Annotated in this window: 13 protein-coding genes; 11 read left to right on the top strand and 2 right to left on the bottom strand. The window is 40.9% G+C overall.

Going from position 1 to position 16,345, the window contains the following annotated elements; genetic code table 11:
- Window positions 1-164 precede the first annotated feature (164 nt).
- Together ligA and F988_RS10440 are read left to right on the top strand one after the other, a co-directional pair.
- Window positions 165-2,198 carry an NAD-dependent DNA ligase LigA gene (ligA, locus tag F988_RS10445; RefSeq protein WP_004682896.1) on the top strand — a complete coding sequence of 678 codons (2,034 nt, stop codon included), beginning with the start codon at window positions 165-167 and terminating at the stop codon, window positions 2,196-2,198.
- Window positions 2,195-2,713 carry a DUF6155 family protein gene (locus F988_RS10440; RefSeq protein ID WP_004682894.1) on the top strand — a complete coding sequence of 173 codons (519 nt, stop codon included), beginning with the start codon at window positions 2,195-2,197 and terminating at the stop codon, window positions 2,711-2,713. Before ligA ends, F988_RS10440 begins: the two co-directional genes overlap by 4 nt.
- A gap of 61 nt (window positions 2,714-2,774) precedes the next feature.
- On the opposite strand, the gene F988_RS10435 is transcribed toward F988_RS10440, so the two are convergent.
- Window positions 2,775-3,830, bottom strand: a complete 1,056-nt coding sequence (locus tag F988_RS10435; RefSeq protein WP_004682893.1) for an SDR family oxidoreductase — start codon at window positions 3,828-3,830, stop codon at window positions 2,775-2,777.
- A gap of 353 nt (window positions 3,831-4,183) precedes the next feature.
- Here F988_RS10435 and ftn point away from each other — a divergent pair, with 353 nt between their 5' ends.
- Window positions 4,184-4,648 (top strand): heteropolymeric bacterioferritin subunit Ftn, encoded by a 465-nt coding sequence (gene ftn, locus F988_RS10430; RefSeq protein WP_004663600.1) that lies wholly within the window; start codon window positions 4,184-4,186, stop codon window positions 4,646-4,648.
- Window positions 4,649-4,700: 52 nt separating this feature from the next.
- Here the strand turns inward: ftn and F988_RS10425 are convergent, their stop codons facing one another.
- Window positions 4,701-5,279: a peroxiredoxin gene (locus tag F988_RS10425; protein WP_004682892.1), complete on the bottom strand. Its 579-nt coding sequence runs from the start codon at window positions 5,277-5,279 to the stop codon at window positions 4,701-4,703.
- A 120-nt stretch (window positions 5,280-5,399) separates the two neighbouring features.
- Here F988_RS10425 and F988_RS10420 point away from each other — a divergent pair, with 120 nt between their 5' ends.
- The 8 genes from F988_RS10420 to F988_RS10385 all read left to right on the top strand — a co-directional run bounded on the left by F988_RS10420 (window position 5,400) and on the right by F988_RS10385 (window position 16,343).
- Window positions 5,400-6,128: an alpha/beta hydrolase family protein gene (locus F988_RS10420; protein ID WP_004682891.1), complete on the top strand. Its 729-nt coding sequence runs from the start codon at window positions 5,400-5,402 to the stop codon at window positions 6,126-6,128.
- Between the two features lie 312 nt (window positions 6,129-6,440).
- Window positions 6,441-7,736 (top strand): adenosylmethionine--8-amino-7-oxononanoate transaminase, encoded by a 1,296-nt coding sequence (gene bioA, locus F988_RS10415; RefSeq protein ID WP_004682889.1) that lies wholly within the window; start codon window positions 6,441-6,443, stop codon window positions 7,734-7,736.
- A complete protein-coding gene (locus F988_RS10410) occupies window positions 7,723-8,877 on the top strand; it encodes an 8-amino-7-oxononanoate synthase (RefSeq protein WP_004682888.1) in 1,155 nt (384 codons plus the stop codon). The genes bioA and F988_RS10410 overlap by 14 nt, the downstream gene beginning before the upstream one ends.
- A complete protein-coding gene (gene bioC / locus F988_RS10405; protein ID WP_004682887.1) occupies window positions 8,874-9,626 on the top strand; it encodes a malonyl-ACP O-methyltransferase BioC in 753 nt (250 codons plus the stop codon). The genes F988_RS10410 and bioC overlap by 4 nt, the downstream gene beginning before the upstream one ends.
- Window positions 9,623-10,264, top strand: coding sequence for a dethiobiotin synthase (gene bioD, locus F988_RS10400; RefSeq protein WP_004682886.1), 642 nt, complete (start codon window positions 9,623-9,625; stop codon window positions 10,262-10,264). Before bioC ends, bioD begins: the two co-directional genes overlap by 4 nt.
- Before the next feature lie 233 nt (window positions 10,265-10,497).
- Window positions 10,498-12,243: an ABC transporter substrate-binding protein gene (locus F988_RS10395; RefSeq protein WP_378251351.1), complete on the top strand. Its 1,746-nt coding sequence runs from the start codon at window positions 10,498-10,500 to the stop codon at window positions 12,241-12,243.
- 11 nt (window positions 12,244-12,254) lie between these two features.
- Window positions 12,255-14,066, top strand: coding sequence for an ABC transporter substrate-binding protein (locus tag F988_RS10390; protein WP_004682881.1), 1,812 nt, complete (start codon window positions 12,255-12,257; stop codon window positions 14,064-14,066).
- Window positions 14,067-14,384: 318 nt separating this feature from the next.
- The gene (locus F988_RS10385; protein WP_378251350.1) at window positions 14,385-16,343 is read left to right on the top strand and encodes a M3 family metallopeptidase; all 1,959 of its coding nucleotides are present in this window, start codon (window positions 14,385-14,387) and stop codon (window positions 16,341-16,343) included.
- Window positions 16,344-16,345: the final 2 nt, after the last annotated feature.

Raw genomic sequence — 16,345 nt, 5'->3', positions numbered from 1 at the left:
TTGGGAAAAAAGAAGAGTTTAAGGAAATTTTGGCAATTTTAAGAAAGCAGAATCCTGATAGGATAAGGGTTCTGTGAAATTTGTCGTGTACAGAGCAATCTTTTATAATAAATTCAGTAAAAGTTATAGGGCGGTTTTCCGCCCTTTTATATGGTGAAATCTAAATGGAACACAACTCAGTTATTGAGCAAATGCGTCAGTTAATTCAACTGATTGCAAAACATAATCATGCTTATTATGTAATGGATCAACCTTGCATTTCTGATAGTGAATATGACCATTTATTTCATCAACTGAAAGCCTTAGAACAACAATATCCAGAATGCATTCAGGCGGATACACCGACCAATAAAGTTGGTGGTCAAGCTTTGTCAAAATTTGCAAGCGTGACCCATGCAGTGCCAATGTTGTCATTGGGCAATGTGTTTAATCAGGAAGATCTGTTTGCCTTTGCCCGTCGTATTGATGAACGTTTACCCAATCAAAAAGTCCAGTATGACGTTGAACTTAAACTCGATGGCTTAGCGATTTCACTGTGGTATGAAAATGGTGTCTTAGTTCGTGGCGTGACCCGTGGTGATGGTGAGACAGGCGAGGATATTACCCAGAATGTTAAAACCATTCGAAATTTGCCGAAAGTATTATCAAGTCAGCATCAAGCCATTCCAGAGTTTCTGGAAGTTCGTGGTGAAGTATTGATGCCAAAGCAAGGCTTTGAAAAACTCAATGCAGATCAGGAAGCCAAAGGCGATAAGACCTTTGCCAATCCACGGAATGCAGCAGCAGGAAGTTTGCGCCAACTTGATCCAAACATTGCAGCTTCACGTCCATTGGCGTTCTATGCTTATGGTATTGCGCAATGTCAGCCCAATCATGGCCTTGAGACCATGCATGACAGCCTGCACTGGTTAACCAAATTTGGTTTTGAAATCGCAGAACGTCAATTTCTCTGTGCCTCGATTGAGGAGGTACAGCAACGCTATGAACAAATCCAACAAGAACGTCCAGATCTTAAAGTTGAAATTGATGGTATGGTGATTAAGGTCGACAGTCTTAAACAGCAACAACAATTGGGCTTTTTAAGTCGTGAACCACGCTGGGCAATCGCTTATAAATTCCCCGCACAAGCGGCACTGACCAAAGTCGAAAATATTGACTGGCAAGTGGGACGTACTGGTACGCTTACTCCTGTCGCGCGTTTAACACCTGTCTTTGTTGGTGGTGTAACGGTATCTAATGTGACCTTACACAATATTGGTGAAATCCATCGTTTAGATGTGCGTATTGGCGATACCGTTAGTGTCTACCGTACTGGCGATGTGATTCCAAAAGTTGAGAAAGTTTGGGTTGAGTTCCGACCTGCCGATACGGAGATGGTAAATCTTCCGACGAATTGTCCAGTCTGTGAATCACCTGTAGTGATGCCAGAAGGTGAGGCCTTGGCACGTTGTTCAGGTGGCCTGTATTGTGCAGCACAACGGATTGAAGCCATTCGTCACTTTGTTTCGCGTAAAGCCTTGGATATTGAGGGCTTGGGTGATCGTTGGGTAGAGTCACTTCTGCATCTCGATTTACTTAAAGATGTGGCTGATATTTACCATTTACATGAACATCGTGACACCTTATTGACCATCGAGAAAATGGGTGAAAAATCCGTTCAGAACTTGATTGATGCCATCGAAGCGAGCAAGAAAACTACCTTGGCACGTTTTATTTATGGCTTAGGTATTCGTGGTGTAGGTGAAACTACAGCACGCATGTTAGCCAATACTTTCCAAACTTTGGATGCGTTGAAAGCTGCCGATGTTGAAGCACTTAAGAAAACGCCAGATGTCGGTGATATTACAGCAGAATGGATTGCTGACTTTTTCCAAGCACCACATAACATTGAAGTACTCGATCGTTTATTGGCAGCAGGAATTCATTGGGATGCACCGACAGCTCCAACACGTCAACCATTGAATGGTGAAAGCTGGGTAGTGACAGGTACACTGGAAAGTATGGGGCGTGATGAGGCGACACAAAAGTTACAAGCTTTGGGTGCACGTGTCAGTGGTAGTGTTTCCAGTAAAACCAAATGTGTGGTGGCTGGTGAGAAAGCAGGAAGCAAGTTGGATAAAGCGCAGAAACTGCACATTCGGGTGATGAATGAACAAGAGTTTCTGGATTTCTTGGCGCAGTACGGAGGTGTTGAATGAGTATTAAAGCATTGAAAGCCCATCTAGTCACAAAATCTGAAAAAGAATTGCTTCAAGAAATTGTTAAACTATATCAACAGTTCTCAGTAGTCAGAGATTTTTATGATTCACAGATAAGTGCAGAGGGGGCAAATGACGTACTCTCTAAATATAAAAAAATAATTCAGGATGAATTTTTGCCCAAACATGGATTTGGCGATGCAAGGTTATCTGTCGCACGAAAAGCGGTTATGGACTTTAAAAAACTCAATGGATTAAATATACATCTAGTTGATCTTGCAATCTATTATGTTGAAATTGGAGTAAAATTTACCAACATGTATGGTGATATCAATGAGCCATTTTATAATAGCATGGAGTCAATGTTTGCTCAGGCAATGAAATGGATGAAGCAGCTCAATGTAGAAAGTCAATTTCAACAAAGAGCAGCAAAAATTTGTCACGATACAGATAATATTGGCTGGGGGTTTCATGATGGACTATGTGAAATTTATAGTGATTATTTTGATGATTAATACTTGAAAGTATAAGAAAAAAGCCTATTCAAACCGATGTGGTTGAATAGGCTTTTTATTGTTAAATATATTTTTTCACAATCCCATCATCAAGCAATTGCTGGAAATGTTCACATACACTTTCACGAATATCGTGATATTGAATACCTAGCTCATTCACACTACGTTGTGAATTAAAGTAGATTGGATAACCCATATTCAGTTTTACAAATTGACGGGAATGCCCAAATATGGGTGCAACTAAAGAAAATGCTGTCTTAGGCACAGTAAAATGTGGGAAAGGGTATCTGTAGCCAAACTTTTTCGTTAATGCCTGGCCCATTTCTAGTAGGCTTAATGTGCCACCACAAATGATATAGCGACCTTGTGCTTTAGGATTGAGTGCCGCAGCAACATGTGCATCGGCAACGTCACGAACATCAACAATGCCGTTCCACATTGGTGGTACACCAAACAGAGTGGTACCATTGCCAAACTGTTGTAGTACTTCAATACTGCCAGACTGACTTGCATCAGTGAGTGATGGTCCCATCACCAGTGCAGGGTTGATACAGACAAGACTCCAGCGATTTTGTTGCTCTGCCATTTCCCAGGCTTTACGTTCTGCGGCAACTTTCGAGTAGGGGTATGGTTGATGGGTTTCACTGCTGGTATTGTTCCAGTGGCTTTCATCAAACTCATTATTCGCGGTATTTTGAATCTCCACCGCATCGCCATAAGTTGAGGCAATACTTGAGGTCAGCACCACACGTTTGACTGATTCAGTGCGATTGACACTGTCCAGTACATTTTCTGTTCCTTTTACCGCAGGCTCAATGATATCTTTTACTGCATCCTTATAGTTGGTCACAACAAAAGGCGAGGCGGTATGGATCACGATTTCACAGCCTTGCATGGCTTCATCAAAAGAACCAGATTCAAGTAAATCGGCTTTAAAAAACTGAATTTGTCCTGATGATTTATCTGCTAGATCATACAGGTGCTGAATTTTATTTTTCTTAGATGGATCTCGAACCGTAGCATGTACGTTGTAACCCTGATTCAACAGTCGTTCAATAATCCAGCCCGCAATATAACCCGTAGCACCCGTGACCAAGATTGGTTTACTTTTATCCATTGTTATTTCCGCATTGTGTTTTTGTGATTGATGTTATTTACCGAATTTTGTGTAAACAAACAACAGCCGAGCAGTCATTTTTTAATGTTTTTTGATCAAAATTGCAGTGGAATAAGAAGCATTGCTAACCGTTACAAAAAACTAAATAAAGGATTTTGATTAAATTCATTGAGTTGTGAAGCTATGCCCAATGTGCAAAGGCTTATTTTAATTAGATAAATTGAGCGAATTAAAACTGTAAATGCGTATGTTTCTCATTTTAATTTTATAAAAATCATAAACTTACACACTTTTGGTTTTGCAATTATTGTGTAAATTGACCATAATGTTGTCATTCGATAGGAGTAAGTATTATGCGTGGCAATCCAGAAGTCATCGACTATTTAAATATGCTCATTGGCGGTGAATTGGCTGCTCGTGATCAATATTTAATCCATTCCCGTATGTATGAAGATTGGGGCTTGAGCAAGATTTACGAGCGTATTGACCATGAAATGCAAGAAGAAGCTTCACATGCTGATTCAATCATTCGCCGTGTTTTATTTTTGGGTGCTCAACCTAATATGAATCGTGAAGACATCAATGTGGGTACAGATGTCGTAAGTTGTTTAAAAGCTGATTTAGCACTTGAATACCATGTGCGTGAAAAACTAGCGACAGGCATTAAGCTTTGTGAAGATAAAGGTGATTACATCAGTCGTGATATGTTGCGTCAGCAGCTTTCGGACACAGAAGAAGATCATACCTATTGGTTAGAAAAACAATTGCGTTTAATTGAATTAATTGGTTTGCAAAATTATATTCAATCGCAAATTTAAGATTTACGAATAAATAAAAAACTCAGCAGATGCTGAGTTTTTTATTTATGAATTATTTTTTAGTTTGGGCTTCTTTTAAATCTTTTAATACTTGATCCGCATGCGTTTGCGTATTCACACTCGTGTAGTGATACATAATTGCACCTTGAGGATTAATCAAAAAACTCTCACGTTTAGCAATTTTTGTAATCCCAAGGTTTCTAACAATGCCAAATTTTCCAGCAAGTTCGCCTTTTTCATCTGCCAAAATTGGGAAAGGCAAACCGAGCTTTTGTGAAAATTTTTGGTGTGATGTAACATCATCCAAGCTCACACCCAAAATTACTGCATTCGACTTTAAGAATTGAGGATAAAGTGATTTAAATTGATTCGCTTCTTGAGTACATCCAGCGGTGTTATCTTTTGGGTAGAAATATAGCACAATCCATTTGCCTTTATATTGGCTGAGGGTATGCCATTGACCTTTCTGGTCTTGCAACTTGAAATCAGGCGCGGATTGTCCCACCCATTGCTTTTGAGCGGTATCTTGTTTGGAGAATAATGTGCTTTGTGCTGTGGTTAGGCTTGGTGTACTGAGCAAAACAAGAGAACTGCATAAAATAAGAACTTTGGACGTTATCGTATTCATCATTGTGATCTCAAAGTATCGTTGGAATAATAGCGCATATTTTAGCAAATTGAATCGTGTCAGCTAGAAAAAATAACCAATCTATGCGATGTTTTATACAAAGTAGTTGATCAGTGTAAAGGGATGCATTTGTCTAAAAAGATTCTACTCATTACTGGATGGGGCGGTGGTGCCGAATTATTAAAACCTTTACATGAGGCTTTAGAACAAAACGGACATAGCGTTGAGCGAATTAATATTTTTAATGCTTTGGATAATGAAGTGTTAGGACAACAAGTTGAGTTTGCACGTAATTTTGATGTGATTGTTGGGTGGTCGCTTGGCGGACAACTGGCAACCTTACTGGTTAATCAAATCCAACAACAATACAATGAGCAGAAAGCTTTAATCACTTTAGCGTCGAATCCATGTTTTGTGGCTCAAGCAGATTGGACCACCGCGATGCCAATTGAAACTTTCTTTGCATTTAAACAGTCATTTGAACAGGATGCGATTACCACCTTAAAACGTTTTGGCTTATTGGTCTGTCAAGGTACAAGTTCGGCAAAAAAAGACTTCGTGGCTATGCAGAGATTGATTCGTCCACAACCGATTGCATTGCTTAGACAAGGTTTAAAGTTGCTAGAGCAATTAAATCTGGTTGAGATGTATAAAAATTATCAAGGTAGACAGTTGCATGTGTTCGCAGAGAGTGATGCATTAATTCCTTACCAGATTATGCGAAATATCCAGAATTTAGCTACAAAGAACCTGTCTATAATTTCTTTTGATCAAGCATCACATGGTTTTCCATGTTTTATGGTTGAGCAGACTGTGCAAATAATTGAAGATTTTATTCAGCCGATTGTTTAATCTTGCGGTGGAATGAAAGTTATCGCAATTTATTTTAGATTTTGACAAGTTTAAGATAAAAAGCTGTTGAGATTTATTGAACGTTCTAATCATTATTGAAATTTACTTTTAATATTCGCTATCGTGGAGGCGACATGGATGTCGCCGTTAGGCTGTGGCATCAAGGATGTGCCATCAGCCTAACAAAAGATTTTTGCTTACTTTTCATCTTTGAAAAGTAAGTACAGCTGAAGGCTTATCCTGAAATTGGGTGAGTACTCGGAATGACACTGTAGAGCACATCGTTAAATATTGAATTTACAGAGGTAAAGGATGACAGACCCATTTGATTTAGAACATATATGGCATCCCTATACTTCAATGTTAAATCCACTACCAAGCTTTAAAGTCAAACGTGCTTACGGTGCAAGAATTGAATTAGAAGATGGTCGAACTTTGGTTGATGGCATGTCGTCATGGTGGTGTGCGATTCATGGCTATAACCATCCTGAACTGAACCAAGCGGTTACAGATCAATTGCAGAGCATGGCGCATATCATGTTCGGTGGTCTAACCCATGAACCTGCAATTGGATTGGGCAAATTATTATTAAAAATTACGCCGCCGAGTTTAGATAAAATTTTCTATGCTGACTCAGGTTCGGTTTCAGTTGAAGTGGCTTTAAAAATGGCAGTGCAGTATTGGGCTGCATTGAATCAACCTGAGAAAACCAATTTTATTACTACACGTTCTGGCTATCATGGTGATACTTGGAATGCGATGTCTGTGTGTGATCCTGTCACAGGAATGCATCAGATTTTTGGCAGTAGTTTACCGAATCGAATCTTTGTACCCGCGCCACAAAGTCGCTTCGATGGTGAATGGGATCCACAAGATATTCAAGAGCTCAAACAGCAGATCGAACAGCATCATCAGAGTATTGCCGCATTGATTATCGAGCCAATTGTTCAGGGTGCAGGTGGGATGCGTTTTTATCATCCTGAATATTTACGTCAGGCCAAAGCTTTATGTAAGCAATACAATTTATTGCTGATCTTTGATGAGATTGCGACAGGTTTTGGACGTACAGGTAAAATGTTTGCTTGGGAACATGCGCAAGTTGAGCCAGACATCATGTGTATTGGTAAAGGCTTAACAGGTGGTTATATGACTTTGTCTGCAACATTAACGACTAAACAAGTGGCTGAAACCATTAGTCGTGGCGAAGCAGGCGTATTTATGCATGGCCCAACCTTTATGGCGAATCCATTGGCTTGTGCTGTTGCTTTAAGAAGTACCCAATTATTGGTTGAGCAAGATTGGCAGAGCAATATTCAACGTATTGAAAAGATCCTTGTTGAGCAATTAAGTGATTTAGTAGAACTTGATCATGTTGCAGATGTACGTGTATTAGGTGCGATTGGAGTGGTTGAATTAACCTCTAGTGTTGATATGAAAACCTTGCAGCAACAGTTCGTTGAACGGGGTATTTGGGTGCGACCATTTGGAAAATTGGTCTATGTGATGCCGCCGTATGTGATCACAGATGAGGAACTCCATTATTTATTAGCACAGATGAGTGAAGTGGTAAAAAATATGCAAGGAGCGCATAGCAATGTCCTTGCTTGATCATTATGCCGAGCAGCTTGACCAGCTTAAACAGCAAGGTAATTTTCGTCAATTTACTGCAAATCAACAGCAGGGAAAATGGATTACCATCCAAGATCGAACCATGTTGAACCTAGCATCCAATGATTATTTAGGCTTGGCCGCTGATTTAAGTTTAAGAGAAGAATTTCTCGATACGCTGAAAATTGAACGGGCGCTCTTTAGTTCATCTTCGTCACGCTTGCTCACGGGTAATTTTGCAGAATATGAACAATTTGAAAATAGCCTAAGCAAGACTTTCGGTCGTGCTGCATTGCTTTTCAATAGTGGCTATCACATGAATATCGGTATTTTGCCTGCATTAGCGGATAGCAAAACTATTATTCTTGCCGATAAACTGGTGCATGCTAGTATGATTGATGGCATTCGATTATCGAATGCTCAATATGTGCGTTATCGTCATAATGATTTGCAGCATCTGGAACAATTATTGCAAAAGTATCATCAAGATGAGCAAATTGAACGCATTATTGTGGTGACTGAAAGTATCTTTAGTATGGATGGTGATGAGACTGATCTAGCAGCATTGGCACAGTTAAAACAGCGATTTGCTAAAACCATGTTGTATGTTGATGAAGCACATGCGATCGGTGTCAGGGGGGGGCAAGGTCTGGGCTGTGCTGAACAATATGGCGTATTGGATCAGATTGATTTCTTGGTTGGAACCTTTGGTAAGGCAATTGCTTCTGTGGGCGGCTATATCATTTGTGATTCAATCATGCGTGATTATCTAATCAATAAAATGCGCCCACTGATTTTTAGTACTGCTTTGCCTCCAATCTCGATGGCATGGTCAGATTTTATTTTTAATAAAGTGCTGAACATGCAGCAACAGCGTCAGCACTTGGCTGAGATCAGTCAATATTTACAGCAAGCGGTGATTGCAAAAGGTTTTTCGAGTCCATCCAGCAGTCATATCATTCCAATTATCTTGGGTGAAAGCCAAGCGGCCATTGAAAAAGCACGCTATGTACAACAACAAGGCTTTTATGCCATGCCAGTACGCCCACCAACGGTGCCACAAAATAGCTCACGTCTTCGTATCTCGCTCACCGCTTTGGTGCAAAAAAATGAACTGCAACAACTAGTGGAGTGTTTGTGAGCATCGATAAAGCACTGGTTGCCCAACGTTTTGCCAAAGCAGGGCAAAGCTATGTCGAACATGCTGTGGTACAGAAACAGATTAGTGCACAGTTATTTGAATATCTTAAAGTGTATTGTCCGCAGAACTTAGCCTCTGTGCTTGAGATTGGCTGTGGTTCAGGCAATCTAACGCATTTATTTCAGACTCATTTTCAGTTTGAACAGCTATTCTTAAATGATTTATATGCTGATGTTGAACAGCATTTTTCAACGATTCAAAATATAGCTTGGTTGATCGGAGATATTGAACAGCTGACTTTACCACAGTCCTTAGATGCAGTGATTTCTAGTTCAGCATTACAGTGGATGACTGATCTACCTAAGTTATTGCACCGAATTCATGATGCTTTAAAACCGAAAGGCTATTTGGGTTTCTCTACATTTGGTGAAAATAATTTAATTGAAATCAAAAAGCTGACTGGGCAAGGCTTAAATTATTATTCCAGTGAAGTACTGAAACAGAAACTTGAAGAAAGTGGCTTTGAGATTGTGTTTATAGAAGAAGAGCAAAAACATCTATATTTTGATCATCCAAAATCTGTATTGCAGCATTTAAAAGCGACGGGGGTGACTGCAACAGCAAAATCGCATCGCTGGACCAAGCAATCGTTACAGCAGTTTTATTCAGATTATCAACAGTTTCATGATGAGCAAGGTTTCCGTCTGACTTATCATCCGATTTATGTGATTGCACGGAGAATAGCATGAGTGCAGCAATTTATTTTGTCAGCGGTATTGATACAGAAATTGGGAAAACTTATGCCACTGGTTATCTCGCCAAACTTTGGACTGAACAAGGGCAGCGTGTTATCACCCAGAAGTTGGTACAAACTGGGAATGTAGATAGTTCAGAAGATATTGAAAAGCATCGTGAAATTATGGGCAGTGGCTGGTTTCAGGAAGATCATGAAAAATTGACCATGCCTGAAATTTTTAGCTATCCTGCCTCGCCACATTTAGCTACACGTTTGGATGGGCGTGAGTTAGATTTTGCCAAGATCGAAGCTGCAACTAAAGAGCTTGCTCAGCGTTTTGATGTAGTATTGTTAGAGGGTGCGGGCGGTTTGATGGTGCCTTTAACCACAGAGTTGTTGACTATTGATTATATTGCTGAACATCAATTTCCTGTGATTCTGGTCACTTCTGGACGTTTGGGTAGTATTAATCATACTTTATTGAGTCTGGAGGCTTTAAAACATCGTGGTTTGAGTTTGCATGCTTTGGTATATAACTTAAAGGATGAGTCGAAAGATCCGCTTATTTCGAAAGATACCGCAGATTATTTAAAAGCTTATTTGGCAAAGCATTTTCCTGAAGCAGAATGGATTGAATTGGAAAAGTTTTAATTCTGACAATGATTAATGAAATAAAAACTTATTATAAAACAATATCATATTTTAATCAAATGTTGAAAATATTAATTCATTGATTCTTTTGCAAAAATATAGAATGATGGAGTCCATAAAAGCAAATTCATCAATACACCTGAATACTGGCGAAAAGCTGGATATGGATTAAAAATCAGGATATGAGCATTACATTGAAGCCTCAATTTTTAAAGGTCGCCTTAATTGCGGTCATGATTACAGGGATGCCAGTCAGCCATGCAAAGACTCCTGCCCAAGCTGACAAGGTGCTGCGGGTGGCGTTTCCTGCACCTGATGATGGTTTTGATATGGTGAAAACCTCCAATTTTTATAGTGGTAATATTGCTGATGTAATTTTTGAAAGATTGCTTCAATATGATTACTTGGCAAATCCAGTCAAGCTAGTGCCTGCAACAGCTCAGAGCTTGCCAGTGATCAAAAAAAATGGACAGGTCTACACCTTTAAAATCAAGCCAGGCATCTACTTTACCGATGATCCTGCATTTAAAGGCAAGCGACGGGAACTGGTCGCTGAGGATTATGTCTATGCGGTAAAGCGTATTCTTGATCCAAAGAATCATGCGCCATCTTTTTCCTTTATTGACAATAAATTGCTTGGTGCAAATGCACTGGTGGAGCAAGCCAACAAGACAGGAAAATTTGATTACGATGCACCGATTGAGGGAGTAAAAGCCCTCGACAAATATACCATTCAATTTACCCTCACCCAGCCTGATTATAATTTCCCCTATATTCTTGCCTATAGCACCTTTGGCGCAACGGCTCGGGAAGTAGTTGAATACTATAAAGATCGTATCGGTATGCACCCTGTCGGCACAGGGCCTTATATGCTGGGTAAATATGTTCCTCGCAGTAAAATCGAGCTGGTCGCCAATCCTGATTATCGTGGTTTTATCTGGAATTTTAAATCCACAGGCACGGCTTGGGATAATCAACTGGTCAAGCAAATGAGTGGTAAACACATGCCACAAATTGGCAAAGTGACGGTCAGTATTATTGAAGAAGAACAATCACGCTGGCTGGCATTTCAGTCCAAACAACTTGATTTTGATAGCTTAACGGCTAATGCTATTGCCAAAGCCTTAGACCAAAACAATCAACTGAATGCGGAGATGCAGAAAAAGGGCATTCGCCTGTATGCCAATAAGGAAGCAGAAGTCACCTACACCATGTTTAACATGCGTGATCCTGTGGTGGGTGGCAGTAGTCTGGATAAAATTGCATTAAGACGGGCGATTGCCATGTCATTGAATATGAATGAGTATATTCGTATTCTGCGTAAAGGGCAGGCGGTTAAGGCTGAAATGCTGGTGCCTGCTGGCGTCAATGGTCATAATCCAGATTATCGCAGTAGCATTGGTTATAACCCTGTCTTGGCGAATAAGTTGCTGGATCATTTTGGCTATAAAAAGGCGGCAGATGGTTATCGCACGTTCCCAAATGGCAAGCCTTTAACCCTTAAAATTAATACTGAAAGTAGTTCGTCTTCTGTGATTTATTCAGAACTGTGGAAAAAGGGGCTGGATGCGATTGGGATTCGGGCAGATTTTAAGGTCAGTAATTTTGCTGACAACCTCAAGGCTGCTTTTCAATGTAAATATATGATGTGGGGCGGTGCGTGGCACGCCGATTATCCAGAGGGAGAAAATTTTGCTCAACTACTTTATGGGGCGAATGTTGGTCGAGGCAATTTATCCTGTTATCAATCCGTAGCCTATGATGCGCTCTATCAAAATGCAATGAAATTACCGCCTGATCAACGTATGCCGTTTTATGAAAAAATGAGCCGACAAATTGAAGCGGACAATCCGTGGGTGCTACAGGATACCCGTAACCGTAACTGGGTCATTCAGCCTGAAATTCAGGGCTTTAAGGCACATCCGATTATGAGTACCAATTGGCAATATCTGGATATTGTTCCAACACAAAAGAAATAATGTGAACACGTATGAAGCAGAATTTTAAAATTTCATTGCAGCAGTATGGGATGGCGGTCTTGCTTGGCACAATCTCGATTGGCATAAGCAATGGCACAATGGCAAAAAGTCCAGCCGATCCAAACAAGGTGCTGCGCTATGCCTTTCCTGTGGCGGAAACAGGTTTTGATCCTGCCGCAGTTCAGGATTTGTATTCAGCGCATGTACTGTATTCCATTTTCGATACCTTATATACCTATGATTATCTGGCTTCACCTGCCAAGCTGGTTCCTAATGCTGCGGCTGCCTTGCCAGAAGTCAGTGCGGATGGCTTGACCTATACCATCCATCTTAAAAAAGGTATTTATTTTTCTCCAGACCCTGTGTTTAAGGGGAAACCACGAGAACTCACCGCAGCAGATTATGCTTATTCCTTTAAGCGGTTGCTTGATCCGCAACTGCATTCACCGAGTAGCTGGTTATTTGAGGGACGCATCGCAGGAATGGACAGTGCCATCCAGCAAGCGAATAAAACGGGGAAGTTTAATTACGATCAGCCGATTGCAGGCTTGCAAACGCCTGATCGTTATACGCTGGTGATTCGCCTGACTGAACCAAATCATAATTTTCCGATGTTGCTGGCACATCAGCCAACAGGGGCAGTCGCCCGTGAAGTGATTGAACATTATCGGGACAAGGCTGGTTTTGTCATGGGGCATCCGATTGGCACAGGGCCTTATTTATTGTCCCGCTGGACACCTGCTTCACGGATTATTTTAAAAGCCAATCCTGACTATCGTGGCTTTGTCTGGGATTTTAAGGCCAGCAATCCAGACGATCAGAAAATTGTCCAGCAAATGCAAGGCAAGAAAATGCCACAGATTGGTGTGGTGGATATTCAGGTGATTGAGGAAGCACAGTCGGGGTGGTTGTCGTTTCAGAAAGATGGACTGGATTTATTGACCTTAACAGGAGATTTGCCTGCTCAGGCACTCAAAGATAGTAAGTTAAAAGCTGAATTTGAGCAAAAGGGTATTCAGCTTTCCCGAATTTCTGATCCCTCGATTGATTATTTATACTGGAATATGCAAAACCCTATGGTCGGTGGATTGAGTAAGGAAAAAATTGCCTTACGCCGTGCGATGGCCATGGCACATTCACCTGAAAAAGATATTCAGATTTTAATGAAAGGGGATGCCAAGCGTTTACAGTTCCCGATTCCTTACGGCGTGGCAGGGCATGATCCCGATTATAAGGGCAGTGTGCCGTATTCGGTGAAAGCGGCCAATTTATTGCTGGATCGGTATCATTATAAAATTGGGGCGGATGGCTGGCGTAGTTTACCGAATGGTAAGCCCTTGCTGATAGAGTTTATGCCATCCAGTAATAGCGCACGAAGTATGCAAATGGCTGAATTACTAAAGAAAGATTTAGCCAGTATTAAAGTGAATATGGTGTCCAAACCTGTGCCCTTTGCTGAGGGTTTAAAAGCAGAAAAGCAATGTAAAACCATGTTTAAGGGTTCTGCATGGATTGCGGATTATCCTGATGGCGATAATTTTATGCAGTTGTTTTATGGCAAAAATGTCAATGCCACCAATAATTCCTGTTTTAAGTTGCCTGAATATGACCGTTTGTATGAGCATTCACTTAAACTGTCTAATGGACCTGAACGAGATCAGTTATATCGGAAGATGGCACGGCTTTTAGAGTTTTATTCGCCTGTGCAAATGATTTCCAGTCGTTATCGTAATGTTCTGATTCAGCCCCGTGTGATTGGCTATAAAAAGCATCCGATTTTGCCTGCGGAATGGATGTATATTGATATTGAGGAAAGGAAATAATTTTTGTGTCTGCATCATGGAGTCTTGCCGAGTTTATATCTAATTTTGCTATCAGCCTGCGGCTCGCCTTACTTTTCAAGGATGAAAAGTAAGCAAAAATCCTTTGTCGGACTGACGGTACGTCCCTGTTACCGCAGTCCGACAGGGCGGCATCCATGCCGCCTCCACGATAGTAAATATTGATTTAGATTCTGACAGTAAGAGTCTTTTAAAAATTAGTATTAGAGTGAATTGAACAGAATTGAAATGAATTGGAGAAAGCGTGTGGCAAAAAAGACATTAACGAACTTGGGGCTATGCTTTATTGGTCTTTGCGGGATGAATCAAGCGGTATGGGCAGAACCAGCACGCGCTACCTTACCTATTCTAAAACTCGCTGATCAGCCGCAATGGTGTGATGCCAGTATTCAAAAACTCCAGCAACAAATCACCGAACTCGAAAAAAAACCAGTCAAAGCGGAGTCCAATGCCGCACCTGTTTTAGCAGAATGGGATGCCTTTATGGCGATGTTTGAGGACTTGACTAATCCGATCAGCTTATATCGTAATGTCTATCCTGATGAAAAGTTTCGTCAGGCGGCAGATGACTGTATTGTGAAAATGGAACAGCTACAGACCGATTTATATCAGAATCCAAAACTCTATCAACGCATTAAAAACAGCAAGGCGACTGATCCAATTGATGTGAAATACCGTCAGGACATTTTAACTGACTTTGAAAATACGGGCGTGCAATTACCGCCTGTAAAAAGAATACGCTTAAAGGAAATCCGTAACCTGCAAACCCAACTTTCACAGCAATTTACCCGTAATATCAATGATAATCCTGAAAAACTGGAATTTACCCCAGATGAGTTAAAAGGCTTGCCAGAAAGCTATCTTGCCAATGCCAAGAAAAATGATAAGGGTAATTATTTGCTGGGATTTGATTATCCTGCTTATCAACCGTTTATGGAACTTTCTGAGAGTGATGCAGCACGTAAACGTTACCAGACTGCTTTTACTCGACGGGGTACAGCAAAGAATCTGGACTTGCTCAAACAGATTATTGACCTCCGTTATGAACAGGCACAGTTATTCGGTGAGCCAAGCTATGCCGATCTCGCCTTAAAAAAACGCATGGCGAAAAATCCAAAAACAGTGAATGATTTCCTGAATAATATTTACCAGATTGTGACGCCACTTGAGCAAAAGGAAATGCAGGAATTAAGGGAATTTAAGGCAAAAACTCTAAATATTCCTTTAGAACAGGCAGAGATTACACGCTGGAACGTGGGTTATTGGACAGAGAAATTACGTAAGGACAAATACCAGATTGATCAGGAAAAATTGCGTGATTATTTCCCAACTTTAGCTGCACAGAAATGGTTGTTTGCGATTTCCTCAAATCTGTATGGTATTGAGTTTAAGCCTGCCAAAGTGGATACATGGCAGGATGAAGTTGAATATTACGATGTGACCGACCAGAAAACAGGACAACTGCTTGGCGGTTTGTATATGGATAAATTCCCGCGTGAGGGCAAATATGGGCATGCTGCGGTATGGGGCGTGTATGGCGGCAGCAGCTTAACAGGGCGTAAACCAATTTCGGTTTTAGTGACCAATTTTAATCGCAAAGGTTTAAACAGCAATGAGCTGGAAACCTTTGTGCATGAGTTTGGACATGCCTTGCATGGCATTTTGTCCGATACCCGTTATGTGGGACAGTCTGGAACATCAGTCGAGCGTGACTTTGTTGAAGCACCCTCGCAGATGTATGAAGAATGGGCGAGACGTAAGGAAACCTTGTCTAAAGTGGCAGACTATTGTGATCCAGCCTGTCCACGTATTGATGATGCGCTGATTGAACGTTTAAATGCGGTACATAATTATGGACGTGGCGCACGTTATGCTCGCCAAACCCTGTATGCGCAATATGATATGGCATTGCATGATAAAGACCCTCGCCAGCTGCAACCATTGGATGTCTGGAAAAAAATGGAATCGGCAACTGCTTTGGGCTATGTGGAAAATACTCAGTTCCCAGGGCAGTTCGGGCATTTAATGGGCTATCAGGCGGGCTACTACGGTTATATGTGGTCAGAAGTGTTGGCACTGGATATGTTATCTGCCTTTGGGGATAACCTGAATAATCCAGAAATTGGGCAACGTTATCGTCAAACGGTTTTGTCACAAGGCAGCCAGAAAAAAGCGGCTGAATTGGTGAAAGATTTTCTGGGTAGGGCGCCTGACAACAAGGCATTTCTGAATGAGATTACAGGACAACGCGTCAAATAAGG

The organism is Acinetobacter parvus DSM 16617 = CIP 108168, from assembly GCF_000368025.1.
GTDB lineage: Bacteria > Pseudomonadota > Gammaproteobacteria > Pseudomonadales > Moraxellaceae > Acinetobacter > Acinetobacter parvus.
This window is presented reverse-complemented; position numbering and strand designations above follow the sequence as displayed.

What these genes read in the sequence shown, in the direction of transcription:
- bioA (WP_004682889.1), top strand. Translation starts at nt 6,441, where the DNA reads ATGACAGACCCATTTGATTTAGAACATATATGGCATCCCTATACTTCA.
- F988_RS10385 (WP_378251350.1), top strand. Translation starts at nt 14,385, where the DNA reads ATGAATCAAGCGGTATGGGCAGAACCAGCACGCGCTACCTTACCTATT.
- F988_RS10425 (WP_004682892.1), bottom strand. Translation starts at nt 5,279, where the DNA reads ATGATGAATACGATAACGTCCAAAGTTCTTATTTTATGCAGTTCTCTT.
- F988_RS10390 (WP_004682881.1), top strand. Translation starts at nt 12,255, where the DNA reads ATGAAGCAGAATTTTAAAATTTCATTGCAGCAGTATGGGATGGCGGTC.
- F988_RS10420 (WP_004682891.1), top strand. Translation starts at nt 5,400, where the DNA reads ATGCATTTGTCTAAAAAGATTCTACTCATTACTGGATGGGGCGGTGGT.
- bioD (WP_004682886.1), top strand. Translation starts at nt 9,623, where the DNA reads ATGAGTGCAGCAATTTATTTTGTCAGCGGTATTGATACAGAAATTGGG.
- F988_RS10410 (WP_004682888.1), top strand. Translation starts at nt 7,723, where the DNA reads ATGTCCTTGCTTGATCATTATGCCGAGCAGCTTGACCAGCTTAAACAG.
- F988_RS10440 (WP_004682894.1), top strand. Translation starts at nt 2,195, where the DNA reads ATGAGTATTAAAGCATTGAAAGCCCATCTAGTCACAAAATCTGAAAAA.
- ftn (WP_004663600.1), top strand. Translation starts at nt 4,184, where the DNA reads ATGCGTGGCAATCCAGAAGTCATCGACTATTTAAATATGCTCATTGGC.
- ligA (WP_004682896.1), top strand. Translation starts at nt 165, where the DNA reads ATGGAACACAACTCAGTTATTGAGCAAATGCGTCAGTTAATTCAACTG.
- F988_RS10435 (WP_004682893.1), bottom strand. Translation starts at nt 3,830, where the DNA reads ATGGATAAAAGTAAACCAATCTTGGTCACGGGTGCTACGGGTTATATT.
- F988_RS10395 (WP_378251351.1), top strand. Translation starts at nt 10,498, where the DNA reads ATGATTACAGGGATGCCAGTCAGCCATGCAAAGACTCCTGCCCAAGCT.